Origin of the sequence: Agromyces sp. NPDC057679, from assembly GCF_042799635.1 — a bacterium.
Taxonomy (GTDB): domain Bacteria; phylum Actinomycetota; class Actinomycetes; order Actinomycetales; family Microbacteriaceae; genus Agromyces.
In genome coordinates, this window is sequence record NZ_JBHVIK010000003.1 from 21235 (window position 1) to 43669 (window position 22435).

General features: G+C 72.1%; 24 protein-coding genes and 1 tRNA gene. 9 read left to right on the plus strand and 16 right to left on the minus strand.

Features of this window, described 5'->3' with window-relative positions; translation table 11 throughout:
• Nucleotides 1-81 precede the first annotated feature (81 nt).
• The 3 genes from ACFVAJ_RS12955 (at nucleotide 82) to ACFVAJ_RS12965 (ending at nucleotide 1361) form a co-directional block, all read left to right on the plus strand.
• Nucleotides 82-519 (plus strand): MarR family winged helix-turn-helix transcriptional regulator, encoded by a 438-nt coding sequence (locus tag ACFVAJ_RS12955; protein ID WP_376944702.1) that lies wholly within the window; start codon nucleotides 82-84, stop codon nucleotides 517-519.
• Nucleotides 516-1196 (plus strand): hypothetical protein, encoded by a 681-nt coding sequence (locus ACFVAJ_RS12960; protein WP_376944704.1) that lies wholly within the window; start codon nucleotides 516-518, stop codon nucleotides 1194-1196. Before ACFVAJ_RS12955 ends, ACFVAJ_RS12960 begins: the two co-directional genes overlap by 4 nt.
• A gap of 88 nt (nucleotides 1197-1284) precedes the next feature.
• Nucleotides 1285-1361: transfer RNA gene (locus ACFVAJ_RS12965), tRNA-Pro, on the plus strand.
• Between the two features lie 65 nt (nucleotides 1362-1426).
• Here the strand turns inward: ACFVAJ_RS12965 and ACFVAJ_RS12970 are convergent.
• Nucleotides 1427-1972, minus strand: coding sequence for a hypothetical protein (locus ACFVAJ_RS12970; protein ID WP_376944706.1), 546 nt, complete (start codon nucleotides 1970-1972; stop codon nucleotides 1427-1429).
• A gap of 39 nt (nucleotides 1973-2011) precedes the next feature.
• Between ACFVAJ_RS12970 and ACFVAJ_RS12975 the strand changes: the two genes are divergently transcribed.
• Both ACFVAJ_RS12975 and ACFVAJ_RS12980 read left to right on the plus strand, forming a co-directional pair.
• On the plus strand, nucleotides 2012-2245 hold the full coding sequence (locus ACFVAJ_RS12975) for a hypothetical protein (protein ID WP_376944708.1): 234 nt from the start codon (nucleotides 2012-2014) through the stop codon (nucleotides 2243-2245).
• Between the two features lie 144 nt (nucleotides 2246-2389).
• Nucleotides 2390-3202, plus strand: coding sequence for an SDR family NAD(P)-dependent oxidoreductase (locus tag ACFVAJ_RS12980; protein ID WP_376944710.1), 813 nt, complete (start codon nucleotides 2390-2392; stop codon nucleotides 3200-3202).
• Between the two features lie 25 nt (nucleotides 3203-3227).
• Here the strand turns inward: ACFVAJ_RS12980 and ACFVAJ_RS12985 are convergent, their stop codons facing one another.
• On the minus strand, nucleotides 3228-4046 hold the full coding sequence (locus tag ACFVAJ_RS12985; RefSeq protein ID WP_376944712.1) for an alpha/beta fold hydrolase: 819 nt from the start codon (nucleotides 4044-4046) through the stop codon (nucleotides 3228-3230).
• Nucleotides 4047-4238: 192 nt separating this feature from the next.
• Between ACFVAJ_RS12985 and helR the strand changes: the two genes are divergently transcribed.
• The gene (helR, locus tag ACFVAJ_RS12990; protein WP_376944714.1) at nucleotides 4239-6449 is read left to right on the plus strand and encodes an RNA polymerase recycling motor ATPase HelR; all 2211 of its coding nucleotides are present in this window, start codon (nucleotides 4239-4241) and stop codon (nucleotides 6447-6449) included.
• 3 nt (nucleotides 6450-6452) lie between these two features.
• Here helR and ACFVAJ_RS12995 read toward each other — a convergent pair whose 3' ends face one another.
• The gene (locus ACFVAJ_RS12995; protein WP_376944716.1) at nucleotides 6453-6959 is read right to left on the minus strand and encodes a macro domain-containing protein; all 507 of its coding nucleotides are present in this window, start codon (nucleotides 6957-6959) and stop codon (nucleotides 6453-6455) included.
• 110 nt (nucleotides 6960-7069) lie between these two features.
• Here ACFVAJ_RS12995 and rlmN point away from each other — a divergent pair, with 110 nt between their 5' ends.
• Nucleotides 7070-8299: a 23S rRNA (adenine(2503)-C(2))-methyltransferase RlmN gene (gene rlmN / locus ACFVAJ_RS13000; RefSeq protein ID WP_376944719.1), complete on the plus strand. Its 1230-nt coding sequence runs from the start codon at nucleotides 7070-7072 to the stop codon at nucleotides 8297-8299.
• Between the two features lie 3 nt (nucleotides 8300-8302).
• Here the strand turns inward: rlmN and ACFVAJ_RS13005 are convergent, their stop codons facing one another.
• From ACFVAJ_RS13005 to fdxA, 6 genes are all read right to left on the minus strand, one after another.
• Nucleotides 8303-9130: an NTP transferase domain-containing protein gene (locus ACFVAJ_RS13005; protein ID WP_376944721.1), complete on the minus strand. Its 828-nt coding sequence runs from the start codon at nucleotides 9128-9130 to the stop codon at nucleotides 8303-8305.
• The gene (locus tag ACFVAJ_RS13010) at nucleotides 9127-10422 is read right to left on the minus strand and encodes a molybdopterin molybdotransferase MoeA (protein ID WP_376944723.1); all 1296 of its coding nucleotides are present in this window, start codon (nucleotides 10420-10422) and stop codon (nucleotides 9127-9129) included. The genes ACFVAJ_RS13005 and ACFVAJ_RS13010 overlap by 4 nt, the downstream gene beginning before the upstream one ends.
• Nucleotides 10423-10490: 68 nt before the next feature.
• Nucleotides 10491-10637, minus strand: a complete 147-nt coding sequence (locus ACFVAJ_RS13015; RefSeq protein WP_376944725.1) for a hypothetical protein — start codon at nucleotides 10635-10637, stop codon at nucleotides 10491-10493.
• Between the two features lie 2 nt (nucleotides 10638-10639).
• Nucleotides 10640-11272: a superoxide dismutase gene (locus ACFVAJ_RS13020; protein ID WP_376944727.1), complete on the minus strand. Its 633-nt coding sequence runs from the start codon at nucleotides 11270-11272 to the stop codon at nucleotides 10640-10642.
• Between the two features lie 54 nt (nucleotides 11273-11326).
• On the minus strand, nucleotides 11327-11821 hold the full coding sequence (locus ACFVAJ_RS13025; protein ID WP_376945828.1) for a flavin reductase family protein: 495 nt from the start codon (nucleotides 11819-11821) through the stop codon (nucleotides 11327-11329).
• Nucleotides 11822-11865: 44 nt separating this feature from the next.
• Nucleotides 11866-12213 carry a ferredoxin gene (fdxA, locus tag ACFVAJ_RS13030; protein ID WP_376944729.1) on the minus strand — a complete coding sequence of 116 codons (348 nt, stop codon included), beginning with the start codon at nucleotides 12211-12213 and terminating at the stop codon, nucleotides 11866-11868.
• Nucleotides 12214-12295: 82 nt separating this feature from the next.
• On the opposite strand from fdxA, the gene soxR reads away from it, so the two are divergent.
• Nucleotides 12296-12859: a redox-sensitive transcriptional activator SoxR gene (soxR, locus tag ACFVAJ_RS13035; protein WP_376944731.1), complete on the plus strand. Its 564-nt coding sequence runs from the start codon at nucleotides 12296-12298 to the stop codon at nucleotides 12857-12859.
• 4 nt (nucleotides 12860-12863) lie between these two features.
• On the opposite strand, the gene ACFVAJ_RS13040 is transcribed toward soxR, so the two are convergent.
• The 6 genes from ACFVAJ_RS13040 to ACFVAJ_RS13065 are packed head-to-tail and all read right to left on the minus strand — an operon-like array spanning nucleotide 12864 to nucleotide 20558.
• A complete protein-coding gene (locus ACFVAJ_RS13040) occupies nucleotides 12864-14375 on the minus strand; it encodes a PucR family transcriptional regulator (protein WP_376944733.1) in 1512 nt (503 codons plus the stop codon).
• Nucleotides 14372-15409, minus strand: a complete 1038-nt coding sequence (locus ACFVAJ_RS13045; RefSeq protein WP_376944735.1) for a DUF917 family protein — start codon at nucleotides 15407-15409, stop codon at nucleotides 14372-14374. Before ACFVAJ_RS13045 ends, ACFVAJ_RS13040 begins: the two co-directional genes overlap by 4 nt.
• 9 nt (nucleotides 15410-15418) lie before the next feature.
• Nucleotides 15419-16534, minus strand: coding sequence for a DUF917 domain-containing protein (locus ACFVAJ_RS13050; protein WP_376944737.1), 1116 nt, complete (start codon nucleotides 16532-16534; stop codon nucleotides 15419-15421).
• Nucleotides 16531-17622: a DUF917 domain-containing protein gene (locus ACFVAJ_RS13055; RefSeq protein ID WP_376944739.1), complete on the minus strand. Its 1092-nt coding sequence runs from the start codon at nucleotides 17620-17622 to the stop codon at nucleotides 16531-16533. Before ACFVAJ_RS13055 ends, ACFVAJ_RS13050 begins: the two co-directional genes overlap by 4 nt.
• Before the next feature lies 1 nt (nucleotide 17623).
• Nucleotides 17624-19171, minus strand: a complete 1548-nt coding sequence (locus ACFVAJ_RS13060) for a hydantoinase/oxoprolinase N-terminal domain-containing protein (protein WP_376944741.1) — start codon at nucleotides 19169-19171, stop codon at nucleotides 17624-17626.
• Between the two features lie 49 nt (nucleotides 19172-19220).
• Nucleotides 19221-20558, minus strand: a complete 1338-nt coding sequence (locus ACFVAJ_RS13065) for a purine-cytosine permease family protein (RefSeq protein ID WP_376944743.1) — start codon at nucleotides 20556-20558, stop codon at nucleotides 19221-19223.
• A 334-nt stretch (nucleotides 20559-20892) separates the two neighbouring features.
• Between ACFVAJ_RS13065 and ACFVAJ_RS13070 the strand changes: the two genes are divergently transcribed.
• Nucleotides 20893-21816, plus strand: a complete 924-nt coding sequence (locus ACFVAJ_RS13070) for a lytic transglycosylase domain-containing protein (protein ID WP_376944745.1) — start codon at nucleotides 20893-20895, stop codon at nucleotides 21814-21816.
• A gap of 81 nt (nucleotides 21817-21897) precedes the next feature.
• Here the strand turns inward: ACFVAJ_RS13070 and msrA are convergent, their stop codons facing one another.
• Entirely contained in the window at nucleotides 21898-22419 is a 522-nt protein-coding gene (gene msrA / locus ACFVAJ_RS13075) for a peptide-methionine (S)-S-oxide reductase MsrA (protein WP_376944747.1), read from the minus strand.
• Nucleotides 22420-22435: the final 16 nt, after the last annotated feature.

Genomic DNA, 22435 nt, shown 5'->3' on the forward strand with positions numbered 1-22435 from the left:
ACGCCCGGCGCCGCGGGGTCGGCCACGGGAATGACGGAGTGCGGATAATGAAGCAAGGTAACAATGAAGTATCATCATGATATGGACGTGACCCTCCTCGACCGCCTGCTGCAGATCGGCGAACTCTTCCAGCGCGACATGGCGCGCGCCTTCGCCGGCACCGGCTTCACCCCGGCCAGGCTCCGCGTGCTGTGGGTGCTCCAGCACGACGGTGCGATGACGCAGCAGGCGCTCGCGGCCCTGCTCGACGTCACGCCGCGCAACGTCAGCGGACTCGTCGATGCACTCGAGGCATCCGGTCATGTGCGCCGTGCACCGCACCCGAGCGACCGGCGGGCGGTGCTCGTCGAGCTCACGCCGCGCACCGCCCGCATCATGTCGCGGATGCAGCGCGAGCACGAAGAGCTCTCCGCGACGCTGCTCGACGCCGTCGCGCCCGCCGACCGCGCCGCCGTCGAGCGCGGCATCGGCGCGATCGCCGACCGCCTCGCCGTGCTCGTGGAAGGCGCCGAGACATGAGCACGACGACGCGCGCCCCCGCGGAAGCATCCGCCTGGGTTCGTCTCGGTCGCGTCGCGAAGCGCGCGCTCGCGATGGAGCTCGCGGTCTACGCGAGCATCGGGCGGTTCCTCACGCGGCGGCCGGCGATCCCGCGCGGTGCGGTCGGGTTCGGCTATCACAAGCCGGTGCTGACGATCCTCGTGATCTTCATCGTGCTGTCGGCCGTCGAGATCCCCATCATCGACCTCATCGTGCACCGCTGGCCGGCCGTGCGCATCTCGATGCTCGTGCTGGGCATCTGGGGGCTGACGTGGATGCTGGGCCTGTTGTGCGCGTACCTCGTGCGGCCGCATACGGTCGGTCCGGAGGGGATCCGCGTGCGCGCCGGGCTCGAGACCGACCTCGCCCTCAGCTGGGACGACATCGCCTCGGTGGGCCGCCGCCTGCAGGTCGACGAGCCCAAGTCGCCGAAGATCGTCGAGCAGGATGCCTCGCGCACGCTCTTCGTGCGCCTGAACAACGAGACCGACATCGAGATCGAGCTCGAACGACCGACGACGGTCCAGCTGCCCGGCCACGGCGAATCCGGGGGAGCGCAGGAGGTCACCGCCGTGCGGATCTGGGTCGACGACCCGACCGCCTTCATGGACGAGGTCCGCCGCCATCTCGCGCCGGTGCGCGACGAGCAGGGGTGATCGAGACCCCGTCGACGCCGTGTGTGCAAAAGCACCCCTCCGGATACCGCTATGATGGTCAAGTTGCCTCGGAGAGACACCGGAGCATCGGGCTGTGGCGCAGCTTGGTAGCGCACTTGACTGGGGGTCAAGGGGTCGCAGGTTCAAATCCTGTCAGCCCGACCAGAGAAAGCCCCGGTAGATTGGAAGATCTGCCGGGGCTTTCGTCGTCTCGGGGGCCCCTCATCGCGTCACGCCACCCCGGCCAGGTCCTCGAGTTCAGCCAGCCGCGAGTCAGGGTCTCCGGTGAGCTCGGCCACCCTGAGGTGCTCGCCGACGAGGTCGGGATCGTCGATGAGCTCGAGCAGCATCCGATTCATGGCCTCGCGGAGTTCGAGGTCCTCATCGAGTCCGACGTGGATCGGGTCGCCCGCCGAGAGCGGGAGGATCACCAGCAGGTCGACTCCGCCGAGCGCGTCGGCGGTCATGGCCGTGGCTCGTTCGACGAGCTCGTCGGATGCCGTCCGCCCGGTCACCTCGGCCAGCGCCAGGAGGTAGGCGAGGAAGTCGACGGGGCCTCGCTCCGCGATGATCCGCTCGCCGTGCTCCTCGCTGTGAAGGCGGTCCGCCGCGATCCGCAGTTGGGCGGTGAGCATCGCCGTGTTCGGGGCATCCCAGGTCTCGTCGATGAGTTCGAACGGGTCGGGCAGCACCGTGAACTCGGGATGCGCGAGGACGAAGTCCGAGATGAGCGTGCTCTTTCCGCTCGCGTGGGTGCCGGACACGACGATGCGCATGCTGCGAGTGTAGCCAGCGGGCGCCGGTAGGCTGGTCGGGTGGAACCCGGCCTCATCTTCGCCCTCGCCTGGGCCGTTATCGCGCTCGTCGGAGGCGGCGTGCTCGTCGTGCGACGCCGGTGGCTCTCCGACGCCATCACCGCAGAACGCCAGGCGGGCGCCGGGCGGGCGGGAGCCCGCGGCCCGAGCCCCACGATGTTCCTCGCCGTCGGCCTGGTCTTCGTCGCGATGGGCCTGTTCATCATCGTCTGGTGGGCGTCGACCGCATTCTGAGCTTGCCGCGCCTGGCGGGCTCGTGCCTCGAACTGAGGTGATGCGTCGCGCGGCCTCGACGGATACGATCGCTCAGCGGCGAATCCCCACCGCCGCACGCTTTCCCCCACCCGACGGCCTCGGCCGGCAAGGAGCATCCCACCCATGAACATCGACGGCAAGGTCTTCGTCGTCACCGGCGCCGGCAACGGCATCGCCCGTGAAGTCACCCTCCAACTGCTCGCGCGCGGCGCCTCGGTCGCCGGCGTCGACCTGAGCGAGGCCGGGCTCGCCGAGACCGCGCGCCTGGCCGACGCCGGCGACCGGTTCTCGCAGCACCTCGTGAACATCACCGATCGCGAGGCCGTCGCCGCGCTGCCGGCCGCGGTCGAAGCGGCGCACGGCCAGGTCGACGGCATCCTGAACATCGCGGGCGTCATCCAGAAGTTCGTGAAGGTGAACGAACTGCCGTTCTCCGAGATCGACAAGGTCATGGCCGTCAACTTCGGCGGGGTCATGAACATGTGCAAGGCGTTCCTGCCGGTGCTGCTGACCCGTCCCGAGGCGGCGATCCTGAACGTCGCGAGCATGGGCGCCTACGCACCGGTGCCCGGCCAGGCGGTCTACGGCGCATCGAAGGCAGCGGTGAAGCTCGTCACCGAGGCGCTCTACGCCGAACTCCTCGACACGAACGTGCAGGTGACCGTCGTCTTCCCTGGAGCGATCGGCACCGACATCGCCGCGAACTCGGGCGTCACGCTCGCCGGCGGCGAGACGAAGGAGTCGGCCGTCGAGTCCTCCTCGTACAAGATGACGAGCCCCGAGGTCGCGGGCAGGGTCGTCGTCGACGCGCTCGTGAAGGGTCGGTTCCGCGCCACGATCGGCCCTGACGCCGCCGCGATGGATCGCATCTCGCGGATCAACCCGAAGTACGCGACGACCCTCATCGCGAAGCAGATGGGCAGCCTGCTCGGCTGAGCGGCCCGCCCGGGCGGCGCCGATCTCAGGCGCCGCCCGACGGAGCGCGCGTCACCCCGTCGAGGAATCGGCGGAGTACCGCGCTCACCGCGTCGGGAGCATCGAGCGTGATCACGTGCCCGGCGTCCTCGATCACGACCTCGTCGATCGCTTCGGCGGCGGCCCAGCGAGGCATCGCCGTGGCGATGTTGCCGGTGCGGTCGGCCGCCCCGCGGAGCAGGAGGAGCGGGAGCGGCGTGCGGTTCTCCGGATCGGGCTCGACGAACTCGGCCGTCGCCCGCCAGACTGCGATGAACTCGGCCTTGGACTGCTGGGCGAAGACTGCGGCGAGCTCGACGCGCGCGGCCGGCGTGACCGCCGAGGCATCCGCCATCATGCGTGGCAGCGTTCGCGCCGGGACGAGTCGCAGCAGCGGCGCCGCGGAGCGCAGTGCGAGCCGCTCGATGCGCGTGAGCGGACCGGTGTTCCAGGTCGAGTCGAGCACCGCGAGTGCCGCCCAGCGCTCGGGCGAACGGCGCACGAGCCGCTGCGCGAGGTTGCCGCCGAGCGAATGCCCGACCAGCGTCGGCCGCTGCAGCCCGAGGTGCGCGACGAGCGACTCCACGTCGCTCGTGAGCAGTTCGGCGGTGAGCTGCGCCGTGTTCGGGCGCGAGGCGCCGTGCCCGCGCAGGTCGGCGAGCACGACCCGGTACCCGCCTCGGACGAGGGCATCGCGCTGCGCCGCGAACATCGAGCGGTCGGCCCCGGCGCCGTGCAGGAAGACCACCGGTTCGCCGTCACCGCCCGAGTCGGCGTAGTGCAGGGCGACGCCGCGCAGGGCGAGTTCCGCGTCGAGGTTCGGCATCATCCGAATCTACGGCGCATCGGCACCCGGATGGCCCGGCCTCCCGAGGAAGCACGCGTCGACCGCCCGCCCCGGACACGCGAAAGGCGGGAACTCCTCCCGCCACTTCCATGATATCGCGGGGTGGGGGGCTTGCGGCAAGGGCCCCCGACGGGCGCAGAATTGACGCTTCCGTCGACTGGAGCTGATCGTTTGACCCCACTGCGCACCACCGCCTTCGCCCTGCCCGAGCGCCTCGCCGCGAAGGCGGAGCCCGAGCTGATCGCCGCCGACGAGCGGCACTTCGCCGCGATCGCCGCGAGCCTCGACGGCCAGATCGCCGAGCTGACGACCCGTCTCGACGAGCAGCGCAGGGCGCGGGGCGGCGGCGGGCAGGCGGCGCTCGAGCGCGACCTCGAGATCCACCGGCTCACCGCCCGGCTGCGGCTGTTGCGCCGCTTCGGGCTCGACCTCTGCCTCGGACGCATGGTCGCGACGCCCGAGACCGAAGCCGAGGCCGACGGCGGCGAGAACGGCGGGAACGTCTACATCGGCCGTGTCGGGCTGAGCGACGGCGACGGCGAACCGCTGCTCATCGACTGGCGCGCCCCCGCTGCGGAGCCGTTCTTCGGCGCCACCCACGCCGACCCGATGGGAATCGTCAGCCGTCGGCGATACCGCTGGACGCGCGGCCGGATCACCGACTACTGGGACGAGGTGTTCACGTCCGACGCCGTCGACGGCGGCGTCGCACTCGACGACCAGTCGGCGTTCATCGCGAGCCTCGGGTCGAGCCGCTCGCCGCGCATGCGCGACGTGTTGGGCACCATCCAGTCGGACCAGGATGCGATCATCCGCGCGGGTTCGCGCGGCGCCCTCGTCGTGGACGGGGGACCGGGCACCGGCAAGACGGTCGTCGCACTGCACCGCGCGGCGTACCTGCTCTACTCCGATCGCCGACTCGACGCGCGACGTGGCGGCGTGCTGTTCGTCGGCCCGAGCCACGCCTACATGGCCTACGTCGACGACGTGCTGCCGAGCCTCGGCGAGGACGGGGTGCAGATGGCGACGCTTCGCGACCTCGTCGACGAGGGGCTCGACGCGCGCTCTGAGCCCGACCAGGCCGTCGCCCGGCTGAAGGCCTCCACCGAACTCGTCGACGCCGTCGAGCGGGCGGTGGCGGCGTACGAGAACCCGCCGCGCGACGAACTCCTCGTCGAGACCTCCTCGGGCGAGCTCCTGCTGAGCCCGGCCGACTGGGTCGAGGCCTTCGAGTCGCCCGAACCCGGCATGCCGCACAACGACGCCCGCGAGGAGGTGTGGGAGGCCCTGCTCGCGATCCTCATCGACCAGCACGACGACGACGAGGTCTCGCCGGCGCTCCTGCGCCGCGCCCTCGAACAGCACGACGAGCTCGTCAGCACGTTCAATCGGGCCTGGCCGCTGCTCGACCCCGCCGGCGTCGTCGCCGACCTCTGGTCGGTGCCCGCCTACCTGCGACGGTGCGCACCTGGGCTCGCCCCCGGCGACGTCGCGACCCTGCAGCGCGCCGACGCCCGCGCATGGACGAGCGCCGACCTGCCGCTGCTCGATGCCGCACGCCGCCGCATCGGCGACCCGCAGGCGACCCGTCGCCGACGCCGGCAGCGTCTCGAGGCCGCCGCCGAGCAGGAGCAGCGCGAACGGGTCAGGGAGGAGCTCGTCGCCGCCGACGACTCGGAGATGGCGATCATGTCGATGCTCGGTGGACAGGACTTCCGCAACACCCTCGCCGAGGAGATCACGGCACCGCGCACCGACCCCGAGCTCCTGGCCGGCCCCTTTGCACACGTCATCGTCGATGAGGCGCAGGAGCTCAGCGACGCCGAATGGACGATGCTGCTCGCCCGCTGCCCCTCGCGCAGCTTCACGATCGTCGGCGACCGCGCGCAGGCCCGGCACGGCTTCGCCGAGTCATGGCAGGAACGTCTCGCCCGCATCGGCCTCGTGAACACCCGCATCGCGACGCTCGGCATCAACTACCGAACGCCCGAGGAGGTCATGGCGGTGGCCGAGCCGGTGATCCGGGCAGCGCTGCCCGACGCGAACGTGCCGACCTCGATCAGGAGCAGCGGGGTGCCGGTGCGGCACGGCGCGCGCGCCGAACTGCCAGAGATCCTCGACGCGTGGATCGCCGAGCACGCCGAGGGCACGGCGTGCGTCATCGGCGACCCCGGCTTCGCCGGGACCGCGCGGGTGCGTTCGCTCACGCCCGAGCTCTCGAAGGGGCTGGAGTTCGACCTCGTCGTGCTCGTCGATCCCGAGCGCTTCGGCGAGGACGAGGACGACCACACGGGTGGGACCGACGGCATCGAGGGCGCCGTCGACCGCTACGTCGCGATGACGCGCGCGACCCGGGAGCTCGTCATCCTCACGAGCGACTGAACACTACGAGCCCGCGCGCAGGGCCGCCTCGACCTCGGCGAAGATCGCCGCGTCGCGCGCGACGATCGCGGCCCGCTCGACGCGCGTGTCGGCATCCCGGATCGTGTCGATCGCGACCGCGATCGCGTCGGCCAGCGGCCACCCGTAGACGCCGGCGCTCACGAGCGGGAAGGCGATGCTCCGCACGCCGAGCTCGTCGGCGACCGCCAGCGATCGCCGGTAGCAGGAGACGAGGAGCGAGCGGTCGCGCTCGCCGGCTGCGTAGTTCGGTCCGACGGTGTGGATGACCCAGGTGGCGGGCAGCTCGCCCGACACGGTCCAGCCGGCGTCGCCGGTCGCGAGGCCGTAGGGGAAACGGGCGATGCAATCGCGGAGGATCGCGGGGCCGCCCGCGCGGTGGATCGCGCCGTCGACGCCGCCCCCGCCGCGCATGGCGTTGTTCGCGGCGTTGACGATCGCATCGACGCGCTGCTCGGTCAGGTCGCCGTGGACGGCGATGACATCGGCCATGCCTTCCAGTGTGGCACCCGTCGCTCGATTCGGCGGGAGGCGGAAGCCGTCGTTCCGGCCCCGCACGCGGCATCCGGCATTCACACGGCCGGGCCGCGTACCCTTGCAAGGTGACGAACTCGACCGATCAGACCGCCGCCGACGCGGTGCGCCGCACCAAACCCCGCCAGGTCCGCCCCGCGACCGAGGGCTGGGAGCAGAAGAAGGGCCCCGACGGCCGGCCGATGCTGCAGTTCGCCTCGCCGAAGCGCGGCAAGCCGCCCGTGCACCTCGCCGACATCGCGCCGGCCGACCGCAAGGCGCACGTCGCCGAGCTCGGGTTCCCCGGCTACCGCGCCGCGCAGCTCGCCACCCACTACTTCGTGCACCACACGAACGACGCCGCGGAGATGAGCGACCTGCCCGCGGCCTCCCGCGACGGGCTCGTCGCGGCGGTGCTGCCGCCGCTCCTCACCGAGGTGCGCCGCTTCGCGACCGACAACGGCGACACGATCAAGTTCCTCTGGAAGCTGCACGACGGCGCCCTCGTCGAGTCGGTGCTCATGCGGTACCCGGGCCGCATCACGCTCTGCGTCTCGAGCCAGGCCGGCTGCGGCATGAACTGCCCGTTCTGCGCGACCGGACAGGCCGGCCTCACCCGCAACATGTCGGCCGCCGAGATCATCGAGCAGGTCGTCATGGCCAACGCCGCCCTCGCCCGCGGCGAGCTCGGCGGGCGCAAGAAGGGCGACCACACGCCCGACCGCGTCTCGAACATCGTGTTCATGGGCATGGGGGAGCCGCTCGCGAACTACGCCCGGCTGATGTCGGCCGTGCGCACCATGCTCGCCCCCGCGCCCGACGGGCTCGGCATGTCGGCCCGAGGCATCACGGTGTCGACCGTCGGCCTCGTGCCCGCGATCAAGAAGCTCGCCGACGAGGACATCCCGGTCACCTTCGCGCTCAGCCTGCACGCGCCCGACGACCAGCTGCGCGACGAGCTCATCCCGGTGAACTCGCGGTGGAAGGTCGACGAGGCCCTCGACGCCGCGCGTGCCTACTTCGACAAGACCGGGCGCCGCGTGTCGATCGAGTACGCGCTCATCAAGGACATGAACGACCACGGCTGGCGCGCCGACCTGCTCGCCGAGAAGCTCAACGAGCGCGGCCACGGCTGGGTGCACGTCAACCCGATCCCGCTGAACCCGACGCCGGGCTCGATCTGGACGGCCTCCGAGAAGGACGTGCAGCAGGAGTTCGTGCGCCGACTCGAGGCAGCCGGCATCCCGACGACCATCCGCGACACCCGCGGCAAGGAGATCGACGGCGCCTGCGGGCAGCTCGCCGCCGCCGACGGCTGAGCCTCAGCCGGTGCGGTCGGCGATCGCCCGTCGCGTCGCCGTGGCGGCGTCGGCCGGGCTCATGCCGCCCGCGACCGCGAGGCCGATGAGGTAGGTCGTGAGCGGCCCGGCCGGACGGGTGACGCCGTGCGCCGCCTCGCGGGTGAGGTCGAGCAGCAGCGCCGTCGGCACGTCGGGTTCGCCGAGCCCCAGCTCCGCGGCGAGGTCGGCGACCCAGGTGTCGAGCCCTTCGGGAGTGTCGGTCATGCTCCGATAGTGCTCGATGGCCGCCCAGGTATCAAGGTCGAGCGCGGCGCCGTCGGGGTCGGGCAGGGTCTCGATCCGCAGCGGCGCGAGGAGCGCGCGCATCGAGGCGCCGTCGACCGTCGGGAGCGCGGCGGCCGCGTCGCGCAGCGCGGCGACCCGGTAGCGCCCGGCGAGCCATTGGGTGCGCCCTTCGGCGTCGACGAGGGCGAGGCCGTCGACGCCGACCGGCAGCGGCCGGTCGGCCAGGAGCGCGATGATGCGAGCGGCGCGCGGCAGGTCGCAGGCGAGCAGCCACACTTCGTCGACGGATGCCTCGAGCACGCCGAGTGCCGCCGCGATCGCGGCGACGGGGCCACCGAAGGGCGGGTCCTCCCGCACCAGTTCGATGCCCGGGCGCGCGAGCGCCGGCGGACCCACGACGACGAGCCGAGGGCAGCCCTCGAGTGCGGCGAGCACGTGGTCGACGAGCGCACGGCCGTCGACCTCGACCGTGGCCTTGTCGGCGCCGCCGAGCCGCGAGGCCCGGCCGCCCGCGAGCACGATCGCCGCCCGCGGGCTGCTCGCCTCGCGGGACCCGTCGTTCATCCGCACAGAATCACCTCGACGAGGTCGCCGGCCTCGACCCGCTCGACCTCGGGCGGCACGATGGCGAACGCGGTCGCCTCGGCGAGCGAGCGCACCCGGTGCGAGCCGCCCGCACGGCCGGCGACCGGGGCGACGCCGTGCGCCTCGGCCACGACCGGCACGACCTGGGTGCGACCGGCGGGCGACGCCCACCCGGTGACGGCGGGCAGCCGGAAGCGCGGTCGCTCGGGCCGGGCATGCCCCGCCATCGCGCGCAGGGCCGGGCGCACGATCAGCTCGAGCGAGACGGCGACGGCGACGGGGTTGCCGGGCAGGCAGAAGACGGGGGTTCCGCCGATCATCCCGAAGCCCTGATGACGGCCGGGCTGCATCGCGACCGCGTCGAACCGCACCGAACCGTCCGCGCCGAGCACCGCGCGCACGGGGTCGAAGGCGCCGACCGCGGCCCCGCCGGTGAGCACCACGGCATCCACGCCGAGCCGCTCGCCGTCGAGTGCGGTCGCCGCGTCGCCGAGCCGCTCGTCGTCGAGCCTCGCCGTCGCATCGCCGAGCGTCCGTTCGACCTCCACCCTGAGCGCGTCCTCGTCGTCGGGCACGACGGTCGCGCTCACCACGGCAGCACCGGCGGCGCGCAGGGCCGCCGCCACGAGCACCGAGTTCGACTCTGGGACCTGACCGCGCCCCGGGTCGGCTCCGGGCGCCACCAGCTCGGAACCCGTCGAGAGCACGGCGACCCGGGGCATCTGCCTGGCGACGACGTGCTCGTGTCCGGCGGAGGCGATCGCGGCGAGCTGCCACGGGCCGAGTTCACGGCCCGCCACGACCGCGGGGTCGCCGACCGAGGCATCCTCACCGGCCCTGCGGACGTTCGCGCCGACGAGCGGTGCGCGCGTGATCGTCACCCACGCGGGCGGTGCGCTGCCCGGCAGCGCTCCGGCGAGCCCGAGCTCAGTGTGCTCGAGGGGCACGACGGCGTCGGCCTGCGACGGCATCGGGGCGCCCGTCATGATGCGGGCGGCCTCGCCGGACGCGAGCGGCGGGTCGTCGGGGGAGCCGGCGGCGACGTCGGCGACGACCCTGAGCCTGGCACCCGCCTGCGCGTCGGCGGCGCGCACCGCGTACCCGTCCATCGCCGAGTTGTCGAACAGCGGAATCGGCCACCGCGTGACGACCGTCTCGGCGAGCACGGCGCCGAGCGCCTCGTCGAGCGGCAGGCGCACCGTCTCGAGCACCGGCAGCCGCGATGCGACGTGCTCGCGGTACTCGTCGAGGTCGAGTGCGGCGGCGCTCACCGCGCGGGTGCTTCCGACGGGCGGGACATGCCCCCACGCTAGCGCCAGGGCCGCCCGCGCGGGGCGACTCAGCGCTGCAGGGCGGCGATCACCGCGCCGACCGCCACGAGGGCGATGATCGCGACGAGGCCCCAACGGCGGATCTGCACCGCCAGGAGGGCGTGCGAGAGGCGCCGACGCGGACGCCGGCGCCTCTTCGCACGCTCAGTGGACATACTCAGACGATACCGGGCACGATCAGGCCGCTCGTGGCCGTGCGGGCGCGCTCGAAGCGGGCGGCGACGTCGGCCCAGTTCACGACCTCCCAGAACGCCTTCACGTAGTCGGCGCGGACGTTCTTGTAGTCGAGGTAGTAGGCGTGCTCCCACACGTCGAGCTGCAGCAGCGGGGTGACGCCCAGGGGGGCGTTGCCCTGCTGGTCGAAGAGCTGGAACACGACCGGGCGCGCACCCACGGAATCCCACGCGAGCACCGACCAGCCGGAGCCCTGCACGCCGAGGGCGGTCGCACCGAAGTGCGCGCGGAACGCGTCGAGCGAGCCGAAGGCGTCCTCCAGGGCGGCCGCGAGCTCGCCCTCGGGGGCGCCGCCGCCGTCGGGCGACATGTTCTGCCAGAAGACGCTGTGGTTGATGTGGCCGCCGAGGTTGAACGCGAGGTCCTTCTCGAGCTTGTTCACGTTCGCCAGGTTGCCCGTCGCCCGCGCCTCGGCGAGCTGCTCGAGCGCGGTGTTCGCGCCCGTCACGTACGCCTGGTGGTGCTTCGAATGGTGCAGCTCCATGATGGTCGCCGAGATGTGCGGGGCGAGCGCCGCGTAGTCGTACGGCAGGTCGGGCAGGGTGTACGTCGACATGAGAGTCGTCTCCTTTTCGCGGGATGGCCGCGCGCGGGTGCGCGCGGCCGTGATTCAGAGTTCGGATGCCCCGGGGTCGAGGCTGAGGAAGCGGCGGTCGTGGTAGACGAGCGGGGGAGCGGCCGGGCCGGGGATCACCTCGAGCACCTCGGCGACCACGAGGGTCGAGCTGCCGACGGGCACGAGCTGCAGCGCGCGGCAGCGAAAGGCCGCCCGGGCATCGGCGAGCACCGGCTCGCCCGTCGGCAGCCGGGTCCACCCCTGCTCGGGCGTGAAGCGCGGCGCGCCCGAGCGGGCGAACGCCCGAGCGACGTCGACCTGGTGGTCGGCGAGGAGCTGCACGACGAAGGTGTCCGCACCGAGCAGCGCGCCCGCCGACCCCGTCGCACGCGTCACCGAGAACGACAGCACGGGCGGGTCGGCCGCGACCGAGGCGAGGCTCGAGGCGGTGAGGCCGACGGGGCCCGTCGCGCTCGCCGCGGAGACGAGGGCGACCCCGGCCGGATGCACGCGGAAGGCGGCCTTGAAGTCGTCGCCGCGCGCGGCGATCGCGGGATCGACCGGTTCGGTGAGCGCGGTGTGCCGGGCCGGGTTCACTCGTGGCCGCCCTGCGGCGCCAGCGCGGCGACGATCGGGTGGTCGTAGCTCAGCGCACCCGTCTTCGCGGCGCCGCCCGGCGAGCCGAGGGGCGCGCGGCCGCCGACCGAGATCTCGAAGAACTCGACGTTCGCCTTGTAGTAGTCGGCCCACTCGTCGGGCAGGTCGTCCTCGTAGTAGATCGCCTCGACGGGGCAGACGGGTTCGCAGGCGCCGCAGTCGACGCACTCGTCGGGGTGGATGTAGAGCGAGCGCTCACCCTCGTAGATGCAGTCGACGGGGCATTCGTCGATGCACGCCTTGTCCTTGAGGTCGACGCAGGGGAGGGCGATCACGTAGGTCACAGGATCACTCCGGGGATGCAACGCATGCGTCAAGCCTAAAACCTCAAGTAGCCTTGAAGTCCAATCGAGAGGAAATCACGGCATGGCGGAGCACGAGCACCCGGGCGCGCACGAGGCATCCGTCGCGCTCGCCGGAGACGGAACCGGGCCGATCGACGCGATCGATCCCGCCCACCCGAAGCACGCCCCCGACGAGCTCCTCACCGTCGGCGAGATGAGCCGACGCACGGGCGTCGCGCCCTCGGCGCTGCGCTTCTACGAGGAGCTCGGCCTCATCGCCTCCCGGCGCACGGCCGGCAACCAGCGGCGCTACCCGCGGCACATGCTGCGCCGGGTCTCGCTCGTCGTCGTCGCGAAGCGCCTCGGGATCCCGCTCGGCGACGTCCAGCAGGCCTTCGAGCACGTCCCGCTCGACCGCACGCCGAGCCACGAGGACTGGCAGCGGGCCTCCCGACGGTGGAAGCGGCGGCTCGAGGAGCGCCGCCTCGGCATCGAACGGCTCGAACGAGAGCTCACCGGCTGCATCGGCTGCGGATGCCTCTCGATGAAGGCGTGCGGGCTCCTCAACCCCGACGACGCCCTCGGCGACGACGGTGCAGGACCCCGACGGCTCGACGTGCCGGAGGGCGACGTCGAGCTGCCCTGAGACGTCAGGAGCCCACCGCCCGGCAGGCGAGGTGCAGGGCGAGCCGGACCTCGGGGTCGCCCATGTCGACGCCGAGCAGCTCCTGCACGCGCTGGATGCGCATCGACACCGTGTTGCGGTGCAGGCCGAGCGCCGCCGCAGTCGGCGCGATGCCCGACTCGTGGTCGAGGTAGCTCGAGAGCGTGGCGAGCAGCTCGCCCCCGGCCCCGTCGAGCGGGGCCAGCAGCGACCGCGCCGCGGGCACGAAGGTGTCGTTGCCCGTCCACGCGAGCAGGAGCTGCTCGAGCCCGAGTCCGTCGACGCGGACGAACCAGCCCGTCGCCGAGCGGTTGACGGCGATCCGTGCGGCGTCCGCCGCCTCGCTCAGCGAGACCGTGAGCCCCGCGGCGCCGCTCTCGAGCGAGCCGACGCCGGTCGCGACATTGAAGCCGCGGCGGACCGCGGCGTGCAGCTCGCGGAGTGCCGCGACGTGGGTCTCGATCTGCGACGGCGTCGGCGCCTCGGTGAAGCTCAGCCAGCCGCTCACGCCGCGCCCCGTCGTGGTGGCGTGCGAGTCCCCGGCGATGCGGGCGAGTTCGCCGGTGACCGTCCGCAGCAGCTGGAACGGCTCCACCCGGGACCGGCCCACCATGCGGAACGCCAGGTGATAGCCGCTCGTGCGCCATCCGCGTTCGAGCATCCGCCGCTCGACATCCGCGTCGGGCGCCCCGCGCAGGTCGACGAAGTCGCGCAGCACCCCCGAGGAGACCGCGACGTCGTTGACGGCGGCGACCTCGTCGATCATGATGCGCGCGGCCACCGCAGGCATCGCGACCTCGGCGGCGACGCCGAGCGCGCCCAGCTGCGGATCGCTCAGGCCGTCGCCGAAGAACGCGACCCTGAGGCCCGCCCGGCTCGGGCTGTCGACCCGCACCGAAGCCGCGGTGCCGCGGCCCGCACGGGCGAGGTCGACCCACGGCCCGAAGTCGATCGCCGCGTGCACCTCGGGGCGGAGGCTGCCGCCCGCCTCGAGCAGCACCCCTTCGGAATCGATGAGCGCGATGCCGTGGCCCACGCTCGAGGAGAGATGTCGCAGCAGGTCGGGAAGGCCCTCGGCGTGGTACTCGATCGACTGCGCGACCTTGCGCACGTAGCCGAGCGTGAGCGCGTCGCGCGCCTCGAGCAACTGCCAGCAGGCTTTGGCCAGTGAGACCGGGCGGTCGACGTGGAGCAGCACGAGCCCGATCCGTTCGGCGAGCCGGACCGTGCCGGCGCCGAAGCGTTCCGCGTCGATGACCGCCAGGGCGACGTAGCCGCGGTCGTGGACGCGCCGCACCAGCGCGTCCTGCTGCCACGGCGTCGTCGCGGGCGCCGCGGTCAGGATCGCGATGCGGTCGGTGCCGTCGGGCGCGAGCTCCGACTCGACGGACTCGATGTCGGCCCCGTGCCACTCGCGGTCCTCGTCGCCGGCGACGACCCGCACGCCGCCGGCGCCGGGGTGCGCGAGGAGTGCGGAGATGCGGAGTCGTTCGCTCATCGGGCCGCGTCCAGTTCGGCGAGGCCGTAGACCGACGGCATCACACGGGCGAGCCGCTCGGGGGAGGCGTGCCACCACTCGGGTGCCGGCAGTTCGAGCACGGCGACGTTGCGGGCGAGCATCAGGTCGGTGACCTCGAGGATGTCGCGGGAGAGGGCGTCGAGCACGACGATGATCGCCGGGGCCGACGATTCGAGTCGGCCGTCGGAGACGAAGGCGAGCGACTCCGATCTCGTGATCACCCGCTGCACCTCGCCGCCGAGCCCGGCGATCTCGACCGAGCTCACGTGCGCGTCACGGGCATCGGCGTCGACCGCGGTGATCCGCCCCTCCCCGAGCACCCGGCCGCCGAGGCTCGCGGCGAGCTGCTCGAGCGGAGCCGAGACGGCCGCCTGGAACGCGAGCCCGAGCTCGAGCGCGCGACGCGTGCCGCCGAGCACCGAGTGCTCGACGAGGTCGCCGACCGTGAACCCGGCGAAGACCGTGCCGCCCGCGCCGCCGGCCTGGATCGTCGCCGAGCGGATGACCCGTTCGAGGTCGACCGCGCGATCGGTCTGCACGAGCGCCACGCCGCCGGCGCCCGTGTCGCAGGCGGCCACGATGCCGGGCACGCGATCGACGAGCAGCGACATCTGGTCGAGGCCGGGCACCGCGCGACCGGTGAGATCGGCGTCGACGACGACCCGCTCATCGGCGAGCGCGAGGGGCGTCAGCCCGTTGAGGCCCCCGCCCTCGAGCGAGCACACCGCTGGCACCCGCACGCCGAGCCACCGTTCGACCGCTGCGACGAGCGGGGCGAACGGTGCCTCGCCCGGCAGCCGCTCGCCGAGCAGCATGGTCGACCCGACGAAGGCCGCACCGAGGCAGGGCGTGCCCGGGTCGAGCTCGTCGACGTCGTGCAGGGTGATCGGCCAGCGGTCGGGCGCGGCCAGCGCCAGCTCGAGCATCGTCGTGGTGCCGCCCCCGCCCGAGCCGAGCAGCGCGAACCCCCGCGCGAGCGCGGGCAGCTGCGCCAGCTCGAGGGTCGTCGCCATGCCCCAAGCCTAGGCTCGGGCGGCGCCGACCCGCTCGGCCTCGACGGGGACGAACGGCTCGTCGAGGCCGAACGCCGCGGGGCCGAACGCCGCGAGCGCCTCCGGCGTCCGCATCATCCCGGGCGTCGAGATGCCGAGCACGCGCACGCGCTGACCGTAGCGCAGCCCCTCGGTCGTGATCGGCTCGGCCGTCTCGTGGTCGACGACGCAGATGAGGTCGGGCACGATGGCGACGACCTCGCCGCCGCGCCGGGCGATGAGGTTCTCGTTCTGGAAGGTGATCTCGAACACCTCGTCGTCGGCCGGGTCGAGCGGCGAGATCAGGGCGCGCCCCTTGGCGAAGCCCTCGGTCGTGCGACGTTCGACATCGGTCACCTTGCCGACGAAGAGCTCGCGCACCTCGGAGTACAGCGTCGGGGCGAGGGTCGCCGCGATCGCGTCGAACGGCGAGCGGTGCTCCTCCCTGGCGAGCCGGATGCTCCGTCCGAGGGCCAGCGCCATCGAGATGGTGCGCGGCACCGCGGTGCGCTTCACGTCGGCGCCGCTCATCGCGTACTCGGCGATGTGCCCGACGCCGCCGAGGCGGATCGTGATGCCGCGGGCGAGCCACTCCATCTGCCGGTCGTCGTCACCGGTGTCGATGATGACCTGCTCGCCGCGTTCGCCCGCGAGCGCCAGGGGCGAGCCGTGCACTCCGTAGACCGCGAAGGTCTCCATCGACAGCTCGGGGAACGCGCGACCCATGCCGTCGGCGTCGACCACCGGGAGGCCCGTCTCGGCGGCGACCACGAGCGGGATCATCGAGTTGATGCCGCCGCACTCGATCGGCATCGTGGCATCCGCCCGCCGGCCGAGGTGCTCCTCGAGCGTGCGCAGCGCGAGGCTCGGCTCGGTGCCGGCCGGGATCTTCTCGACCATGACGGTCGGGGCGCCCATCTGCGCGGTCGGGATCACGAAGAGGTCGTCCGCGAGCTCCTCGGGGTCGAGGATCGTGATCGCGCCGTCGCCGAGGACGCGCTCGACGAGCATCTTGCCGATGTAGGGGTCGCCGCCGCCGCCCGTGCCGAGCAGGGTCGCCCCGCGCGCGAGGTCGGGCAGGTCGGCGGCCGTCAGCTGCCAGCTCACGCCGCCACCTCCTCGATCGCGTCGACGCTGCCGTCGAAGCGGTGGGCGGGCAGCTCGTAGCCGAAGTACCCGGGACCGACCATGGCGAGCGCCTCGGCCGAGTGCCAGCGCTCGTCGCTCGGCGCGCTGATCACGCGCACGCGCTGGCCGTAGCGCAGCGCCTCGGTCGTGATGGGCTCGCCCGTGTCGTGCTCGAGCACCATGATGAGGTCGGGCGTCGTCGCGAGTGCGCGCCCGTCGAGCTCGGCGATCAGGTGCTCGTTCTGGAAGGAGAGCTCGAGCGAGGCATCCGCCCCGTCGATGCGCGCCCGGCCGCGGGCGAATCCGGTCGTCGTCGCCCGCTGCACGTCGACGACCTTGCCGGCGAAGAGCTCGCGGCCGCCGAGGAGGGCGACGACCGCGTCGACGGGGTCGACCTTCTCGTCGCGGGCCGACGCGATCGTGCGGCCGATCTCCACGCAGAGCGAGAGGGAGTCGGGGACGAGCGCCTCGCGGGCCTGCGCGCCCGACATCGAGAACCCCGAGATCATGACCGAGCAGCCCATCTCGACGCAGGCGACGCGCGCGATCCGCTCCGTCCACCCGTTGTCGACCGTGTGCAGCACGCCGACGTTGCCCTTCTCGTCGCTGAAGGCGAGCGGCGAGGCGGTGATGCCGTAGAGCGTGGGCAGCACCATCTGCAGTTCGGGGAACGCCCGGCCCATGCCGTCGGCATCGAGGAGCGGGAGCCCCAGGGCGGCCGCGGCGGCGATCGGGATCGTCGAGTTCACCCCGCCGACCTCGGCGCAGGCGATGTGCGTCACCGGGCGGCCGAGGTACGCGCCGAGCGCATGCACGGGCGCGGTGACCTCGTCGAGGCTCGGGAGCTTCTCGACCATGACGGTCGGCGCCCCCATCATCGCGACGGTGAGCACGACGGCGTCGTCGGGCACCTCGTCGAGGCCGACGACCGTGACGTCGCCGTGGGCGCGCAGTGCCTGCGTCGCGAGGAGCGCGCCGATGTAGGGGTCGCCGCCGCCGCCGGTGCCGAGCACTGCGGCGCCGCGCGCGAGGCCGGGGATCTCCGCGGCGGTGATCGTCCAGCTCATCTCACGCCCCCATGTCGAGGTCGCCGACCGCCTTCACGCGGATGCGCGTGGCGTTGCCGGGGAGGTACGGGATCGGCACCTCGTCGAAGTCGACGATCGAGACCGTGCGCGGGGCGGCGCCGGCGGCGACCGCCTTGTCGATCGCCTCGGCGCGCACCTCGGCGATGGCCTGCTCACGGCGTCCGGGCTCGATCGCGTAGACCTTGTCGATCTCGCCGCCGACCTGGGCGATCGAGGCGCCGATCGCGTTCGCGACGGCGTAGTTCTCCGGGCGGTGGACGGTGCCGAAGAGCATGAGCTCGTCGGGCAGGAGGATCGAGCCGCCGCCGACGGCGACGACCGCGATCGGCTCGGGCGAAGTTCGCATGCGATCGACCGCCTCGGCGACGCGCTCGGCGATGCGCGCGAGCACGCGCTGGATGAGCGCCGGATCGAGATGCGCGACCTTCGCCGGGTCGCCGACCTCGGCCCGGCCGGCGGCGACCGCGATGTCGGTCGCCGTGAGCGTCGAGCCGCCGAACACGAGCGCCTCGCTCGTGAGGCGGTAGCCCACCGACTCGGGGCCGACCTCTCCGGTCTCGACGTCGACGATGCTGCCGCCGCCGATGCCGAGCGAGAGCACGTCGGGCATGCGGAAGTTCGTGCGGATTCCCGCGACCTTCACCTCGTTCGCCGTCTCGCGGGGGAAGCCGTTGATCAGCAGGCCGATGTCGGCGGTGGTGCCGCCGACGTCGACGACCGCGCAGGTCGCGAGGCCGCTGGTGACGGCGGCGCCGCGCATCGAGTTCGTCGGCCCCGAGGCGAACGTGGCGACGGGGTAGAGGCGCACGTAGTCCTCGTCCATCAGGGTGCCGTCGTTCTGGCTGAGGAAGATCGGCGCCTCGATGCCCTGCTTGCGCACGGCGGCGGTGAGGCCGTCGACGATCTCCGATGCGAGCTCGCGGAGCGCCGCATTGATGATCGTGGCGTTCTCGCGCTCGAGCAGGCCGATCCGGCCGATCTCGTGCGACAGCGAGATCGCCACGTCGGGACCGAGCTCCTCAGCGAGGATCCGCCCCGCCTCGACTTCCAGGTCGTGGTTGACCGGGCTGAACACGGAGGAGATGGCGACCGAGCGGATGCCGTGCGCCTTCATGTCCGCGGCATGCGCGCGGAGCTCCTCGGGGTCGAGCGGGGAGATCGGGCGTCCGTCGAACTCGTAGCCGCCGTGCGCGAGGTAGCTCTTGGCGCTGATCGCCTCGGTGAGCGGCTCGGGCCAGTCGACGAGGGGCGGCAGCGCCTTCGTGGCCGGGAGGCCCAGCCGCAGCGCGGCGGTCGGTGCGAGCCGCTTGGCCTGCACGAGCGCGTTGATGAAGTGGGTCGTGCCGATCATCACGGCGTCGATGTCGGCGCCGGCGAAGTGGTGGCCCGACCGCAGGTCTTCGATCGCCTGGACGATCCCGCTCGTGACGTCGGGCGTGGTGGAGTGCTTGACGCCCGCGAGTACTCGCGTGCCGTCCATGAGCACTGCGTCGGTGTTGGTGCCGCCGACGTCGATGCCGATATGCATGGTTCTCGCTTTCTGGGTGGTGCGTGCGATGCGGAGGAGAGCGGGGCCGTCAGACGGTGAGCTGCTCGACGGGCGCCTCGTCCTGCTGGGTGCGGGCGGTGCCGATGCCCTTCACCCAGCCGAGCCGACCGGCGATGATGTAGAGCACCATCGAGACGATCAGAGAGAGCACCGGTGGGATGCCCCAGGTGACGAAGTAGCCGACGAGGGCGGAGACGAGCCAGATCACGATCGTCGCGGGGACGATGCGGGGTGCCGTCGAGGGCAGCAGACCCGACTCGCGCGTCTCGTCGAGCTCGCCGCGCCAGCGCTTGACCACGAAGTACTCGGCGACCATGATGCCCGCGATCGGCGGGAACGCGACGCCCAGGATGATGAGGAACTCGGTGAACTGGCCGAGGATGCCGACGGCCGCGAGCACGGAGCCGACGACGCCGAGCACGATCGTGGTGGTGACCCGGTGCAGGTTCTTGTTGAACGCGGTGGAGATGAAGTTCACGAGGCCGAGGGTCGACGAGTAGAGGTTCCAGTCGTTGATCTTCAGGGTGCCGGTGATGACGATGATGAGCCCGACGAAGCCGATCGAGGAGGTCACGATCGCGACGATGTTGCCGGATGCCGCGGCGTGCGCCAGCAGGACGCCGGCGAGGCCGATGACGAACTCGCCGAGCGAGACGCCGACGACCGTCTGCTTGATGACGTCGGCCTTCGAGCGGTTGAAGCGAGTCATGTCGGCCGTGATGATCGCGCCCACGATGAGGCCGCCGGCGACGATGCCGGTGCCCTGCCAGACGCTCATGGCCGGTCCGGGGGCGGGGCCCGTGAGGAGCTCGACGAGGTCGTGGTTCGCGAGCTCGCTGATCACCGACCAGCCGACGAGGATGAGGAAGAGCGGCACGGTGATGTTCGCGAGCCACTGCATGCCCTTGAATCCGAAGGCGACGATCGCGGTCACGGCGAGGCCGAAGATGAGGCTCCACGCCCATGTGGGCATCACGCCCGGCATCAGGACGTCGAGCGACTCGGCCGAGATCGCGCTCTGGATGCCGAACCAGCCGATGAGGCTGATGCCGATCGCGAGGCCGACGAGCGAGGCGCCGATCTCGCCGAAGCCGGTCCATCGGGCGAGGAGCGCGGTGTTGAGCCCCTCCTTCTGTCCGATGATGCCGACGATGCACATGATCACCTCGAGGATGATCGAGCCGAGGAGGAGCGCCAGTGCCGCCTCCCCGAACGTCATGCTGTAGCCGAGCGTTGCGCCGAGGAGGAACTGGGAGAGCGCGGAGACCTGTCCGAATCGCTGCACTGCGATGCCGAACCAGGGCTTCTGCGCCGATGGGGTGACACGGGAGAGAGCGAAGTCGTCTGCGTGAGCCATGCGAGCCATGAGGGTCCTTCTGCGTGGGGGAGGTTTCCGCTCACGGTAGTCAGGGGCCTCGATCGCGCCAATGTGCAAATTGCACCAATCGCGCGACGAATGCAGCACTCTGCACAATTCCGCGCCCGGAGTCGTCGGTCGTGAGGTGACTCGCGACGGGCGCACATCGGGTGCCCGCCGTCCAGATCCGGCACGTCGTTCGGATGACTTTCACAGGAAGAAGTGAGGTTCCGTCCAGAACCTCTCGGCAGACTGGCCACTTCGCCCGGGCGCCCCCGCGTCCGAGGAACGTCGACCGAAGGCCGGCCCGTGTTCGCGCAGGCAGGCCGCCCATGTGAAAGTCATGCAGAACCAGTCTTCCTCTTCGAACACCCCCGACCTCCCCACCCCCGAACCCGGCATGAGCCGCCGTGAGCGCCGCACGCGCCGCCGCTGGCGCCAGGGTCCGATCATCGCCGCCGGGGCCGTCGTCGCCGTCGGCGCCCTGGTCGGCTCGGGCTTCGCCGTGCAGTCCGCCGTGGCCGCCCAGAACGACAGCATCGCCTCGACGGCCGAGCTCAGCGCCGCCACCGATCTGCGCGTCGAGCAGCTCGGCTCCCACGCCAACATCCTCGAGGCGCGCGCGGTCAAGACCGCCGAAGACACCCTGAGCGGCGCCAAGGACACTCTCTCCGCCGCCAAGGGCAAGGCCGACGCCACCGCGCTGGCGTCGTCGGTGGCCGCGCTCGACGACTACCGCCTGCTCGCACCCGAGCGGGTCTTCGAACTCGCCGAGACGACCGTCGCGCACACCACCACGGTGAAGAAGGCCATCGCGACCGCCGACCGGGTCGAGGCCGAGAAGAAGGCGGCCGCCGAGGCCGCCGCCCGTGCCGCCGCCGAGGCCGCTGCGGCCGCCGAAGCGGAAGCCGCCGCGGAGGAGTCGACGTCGTCGGGCGGTTCGCGTCCGAGCGGCCCCGCCAACCCGAGCGGTGCTCAGGCGATCGCCCGTGACATGCTCGCGGCCCGGGGCTGGGGCGCCGACCAGTTCGGATGCCTCGTGTCCCTCTGGGACCGGGAGTCCGGCTGGAACGTGTACGCCGAGAACCCCTCGAGCGGTGCCTACGGCATCCCGCAGGCACTGCCCGGCTCGAAGATGGGCTCGGCCGGTGCCGATTGGGCGACGAACGCGGCCACGCAGATCGCCTGGGGCCTCGGTTACATCTCCGACCGCTACGGCAGCCCCTGCGGCGCGTGGGACCACTCGGAGGCGAACGGCTGGTACTGACCCGCATCGCGGACACCCGCTGAACGCACGAAAGGGCCGCGGCAGACTCACGTCTGCCGCGGCCCTTCGCCGCATCCGGTGCTATGCCACGGTCTCGGCGTCGCGCTGCGGCAGCCTCCAGCCGGGGCGCACGAAGTGGCACGTGTACCCGTTCGGGTAGCGCTCGAGGTAGTCCTGGTGCTCGGGCTCGGCCTCCCAGAACGGCCCGGCGGGCGACACCTCGGTGGTCGCCGGCCCCGGCCAGAGCCCGGACGCGTCGACATCGGCGATCGTGTCGCGGGCGATGCGCTCCTGCTCCTCGTTCGTCGGGAAGATCGCCGAACGGTAGCTGGTGCCGATGTCGTTGCCCTGGCGGTTCTTCGTCGACGGATCGTGGATCTGGAAGAAGAACTCGAGCAACTCGCGGTAGCTCACCGTCTCGGGGTCGAACACGATCTCGATCGCCTCGGCGTGCGTGCCGTGATTGCGGTAGGTCGCGTTCGGCACGTCGCCGCCGGTGTAGCCCACGCGGGTGTCGAGCACTCCGGGGCGCTTGCGGATCAGATCCTCAACACCCCAGAAGCACCCGCCGGCGAGGATGGCGGTCTCGGTACGTTCGCTCATGGTCTCTCCTGGTCTC

Coding starts and splice junctions, on each gene's coding strand:
- ACFVAJ_RS12955 (WP_376944702.1), top strand. CDS start 82: ATGGACGTGACCCTCCTCGACCGCCTGCTGCAGATCGGCGAACTCTTC.
- ACFVAJ_RS12960 (WP_376944704.1), top strand. CDS start 516: ATGAGCACGACGACGCGCGCCCCCGCGGAAGCATCCGCCTGGGTTCGT.
- ACFVAJ_RS12970 (WP_376944706.1), bottom strand. CDS start 1,972: ATGCGCATCGTCGTGTCCGGCACCCACGCGAGCGGAAAGAGCACGCTC.
- ACFVAJ_RS12980 (WP_376944710.1), top strand. CDS start 2,390: ATGAACATCGACGGCAAGGTCTTCGTCGTCACCGGCGCCGGCAACGGC.
- ACFVAJ_RS12985 (WP_376944712.1), bottom strand. CDS start 4,046: ATGCCGAACCTCGACGCGGAACTCGCCCTGCGCGGCGTCGCCCTGCAC.
- ACFVAJ_RS12995 (WP_376944716.1), bottom strand. CDS start 6,959: ATGGCCGATGTCATCGCCGTCCACGGCGACCTGACCGAGCAGCGCGTC.
- ACFVAJ_RS13005 (WP_376944721.1), bottom strand. CDS start 9,130: ATGAACGACGGGTCCCGCGAGGCGAGCAGCCCGCGGGCGGCGATCGTG.
- ACFVAJ_RS13015 (WP_376944725.1), bottom strand. CDS start 10,637: ATGTCCACTGAGCGTGCGAAGAGGCGCCGGCGTCCGCGTCGGCGCCTC.
- ACFVAJ_RS13020 (WP_376944727.1), bottom strand. CDS start 11,272: ATGTCGACGTACACCCTGCCCGACCTGCCGTACGACTACGCGGCGCTC.
- soxR (WP_376944731.1), top strand. CDS start 12,296: ATGGCGGAGCACGAGCACCCGGGCGCGCACGAGGCATCCGTCGCGCTC.
- ACFVAJ_RS13040 (WP_376944733.1), bottom strand. CDS start 14,375: ATGAGCGAACGACTCCGCATCTCCGCACTCCTCGCGCACCCCGGCGCC.
- ACFVAJ_RS13045 (WP_376944735.1), bottom strand. CDS start 15,409: ATGGCGACGACCCTCGAGCTGGCGCAGCTGCCCGCGCTCGCGCGGGGG.
- ACFVAJ_RS13055 (WP_376944739.1), bottom strand. CDS start 17,622: ATGAGCTGGACGATCACCGCCGCGGAGATCCCCGGCCTCGCGCGCGGC.
- ACFVAJ_RS13060 (WP_376944741.1), bottom strand. CDS start 19,171: ATGCATATCGGCATCGACGTCGGCGGCACCAACACCGACGCAGTGCTC.
- ACFVAJ_RS13065 (WP_376944743.1), bottom strand. CDS start 20,558: ATGGCTCGCATGGCTCACGCAGACGACTTCGCTCTCTCCCGTGTCACC.
- ACFVAJ_RS13070 (WP_376944745.1), top strand. CDS start 20,893: ATGCAGAACCAGTCTTCCTCTTCGAACACCCCCGACCTCCCCACCCCC.
- msrA (WP_376944747.1), bottom strand. CDS start 22,419: ATGAGCGAACGTACCGAGACCGCCATCCTCGCCGGCGGGTGCTTCTGG.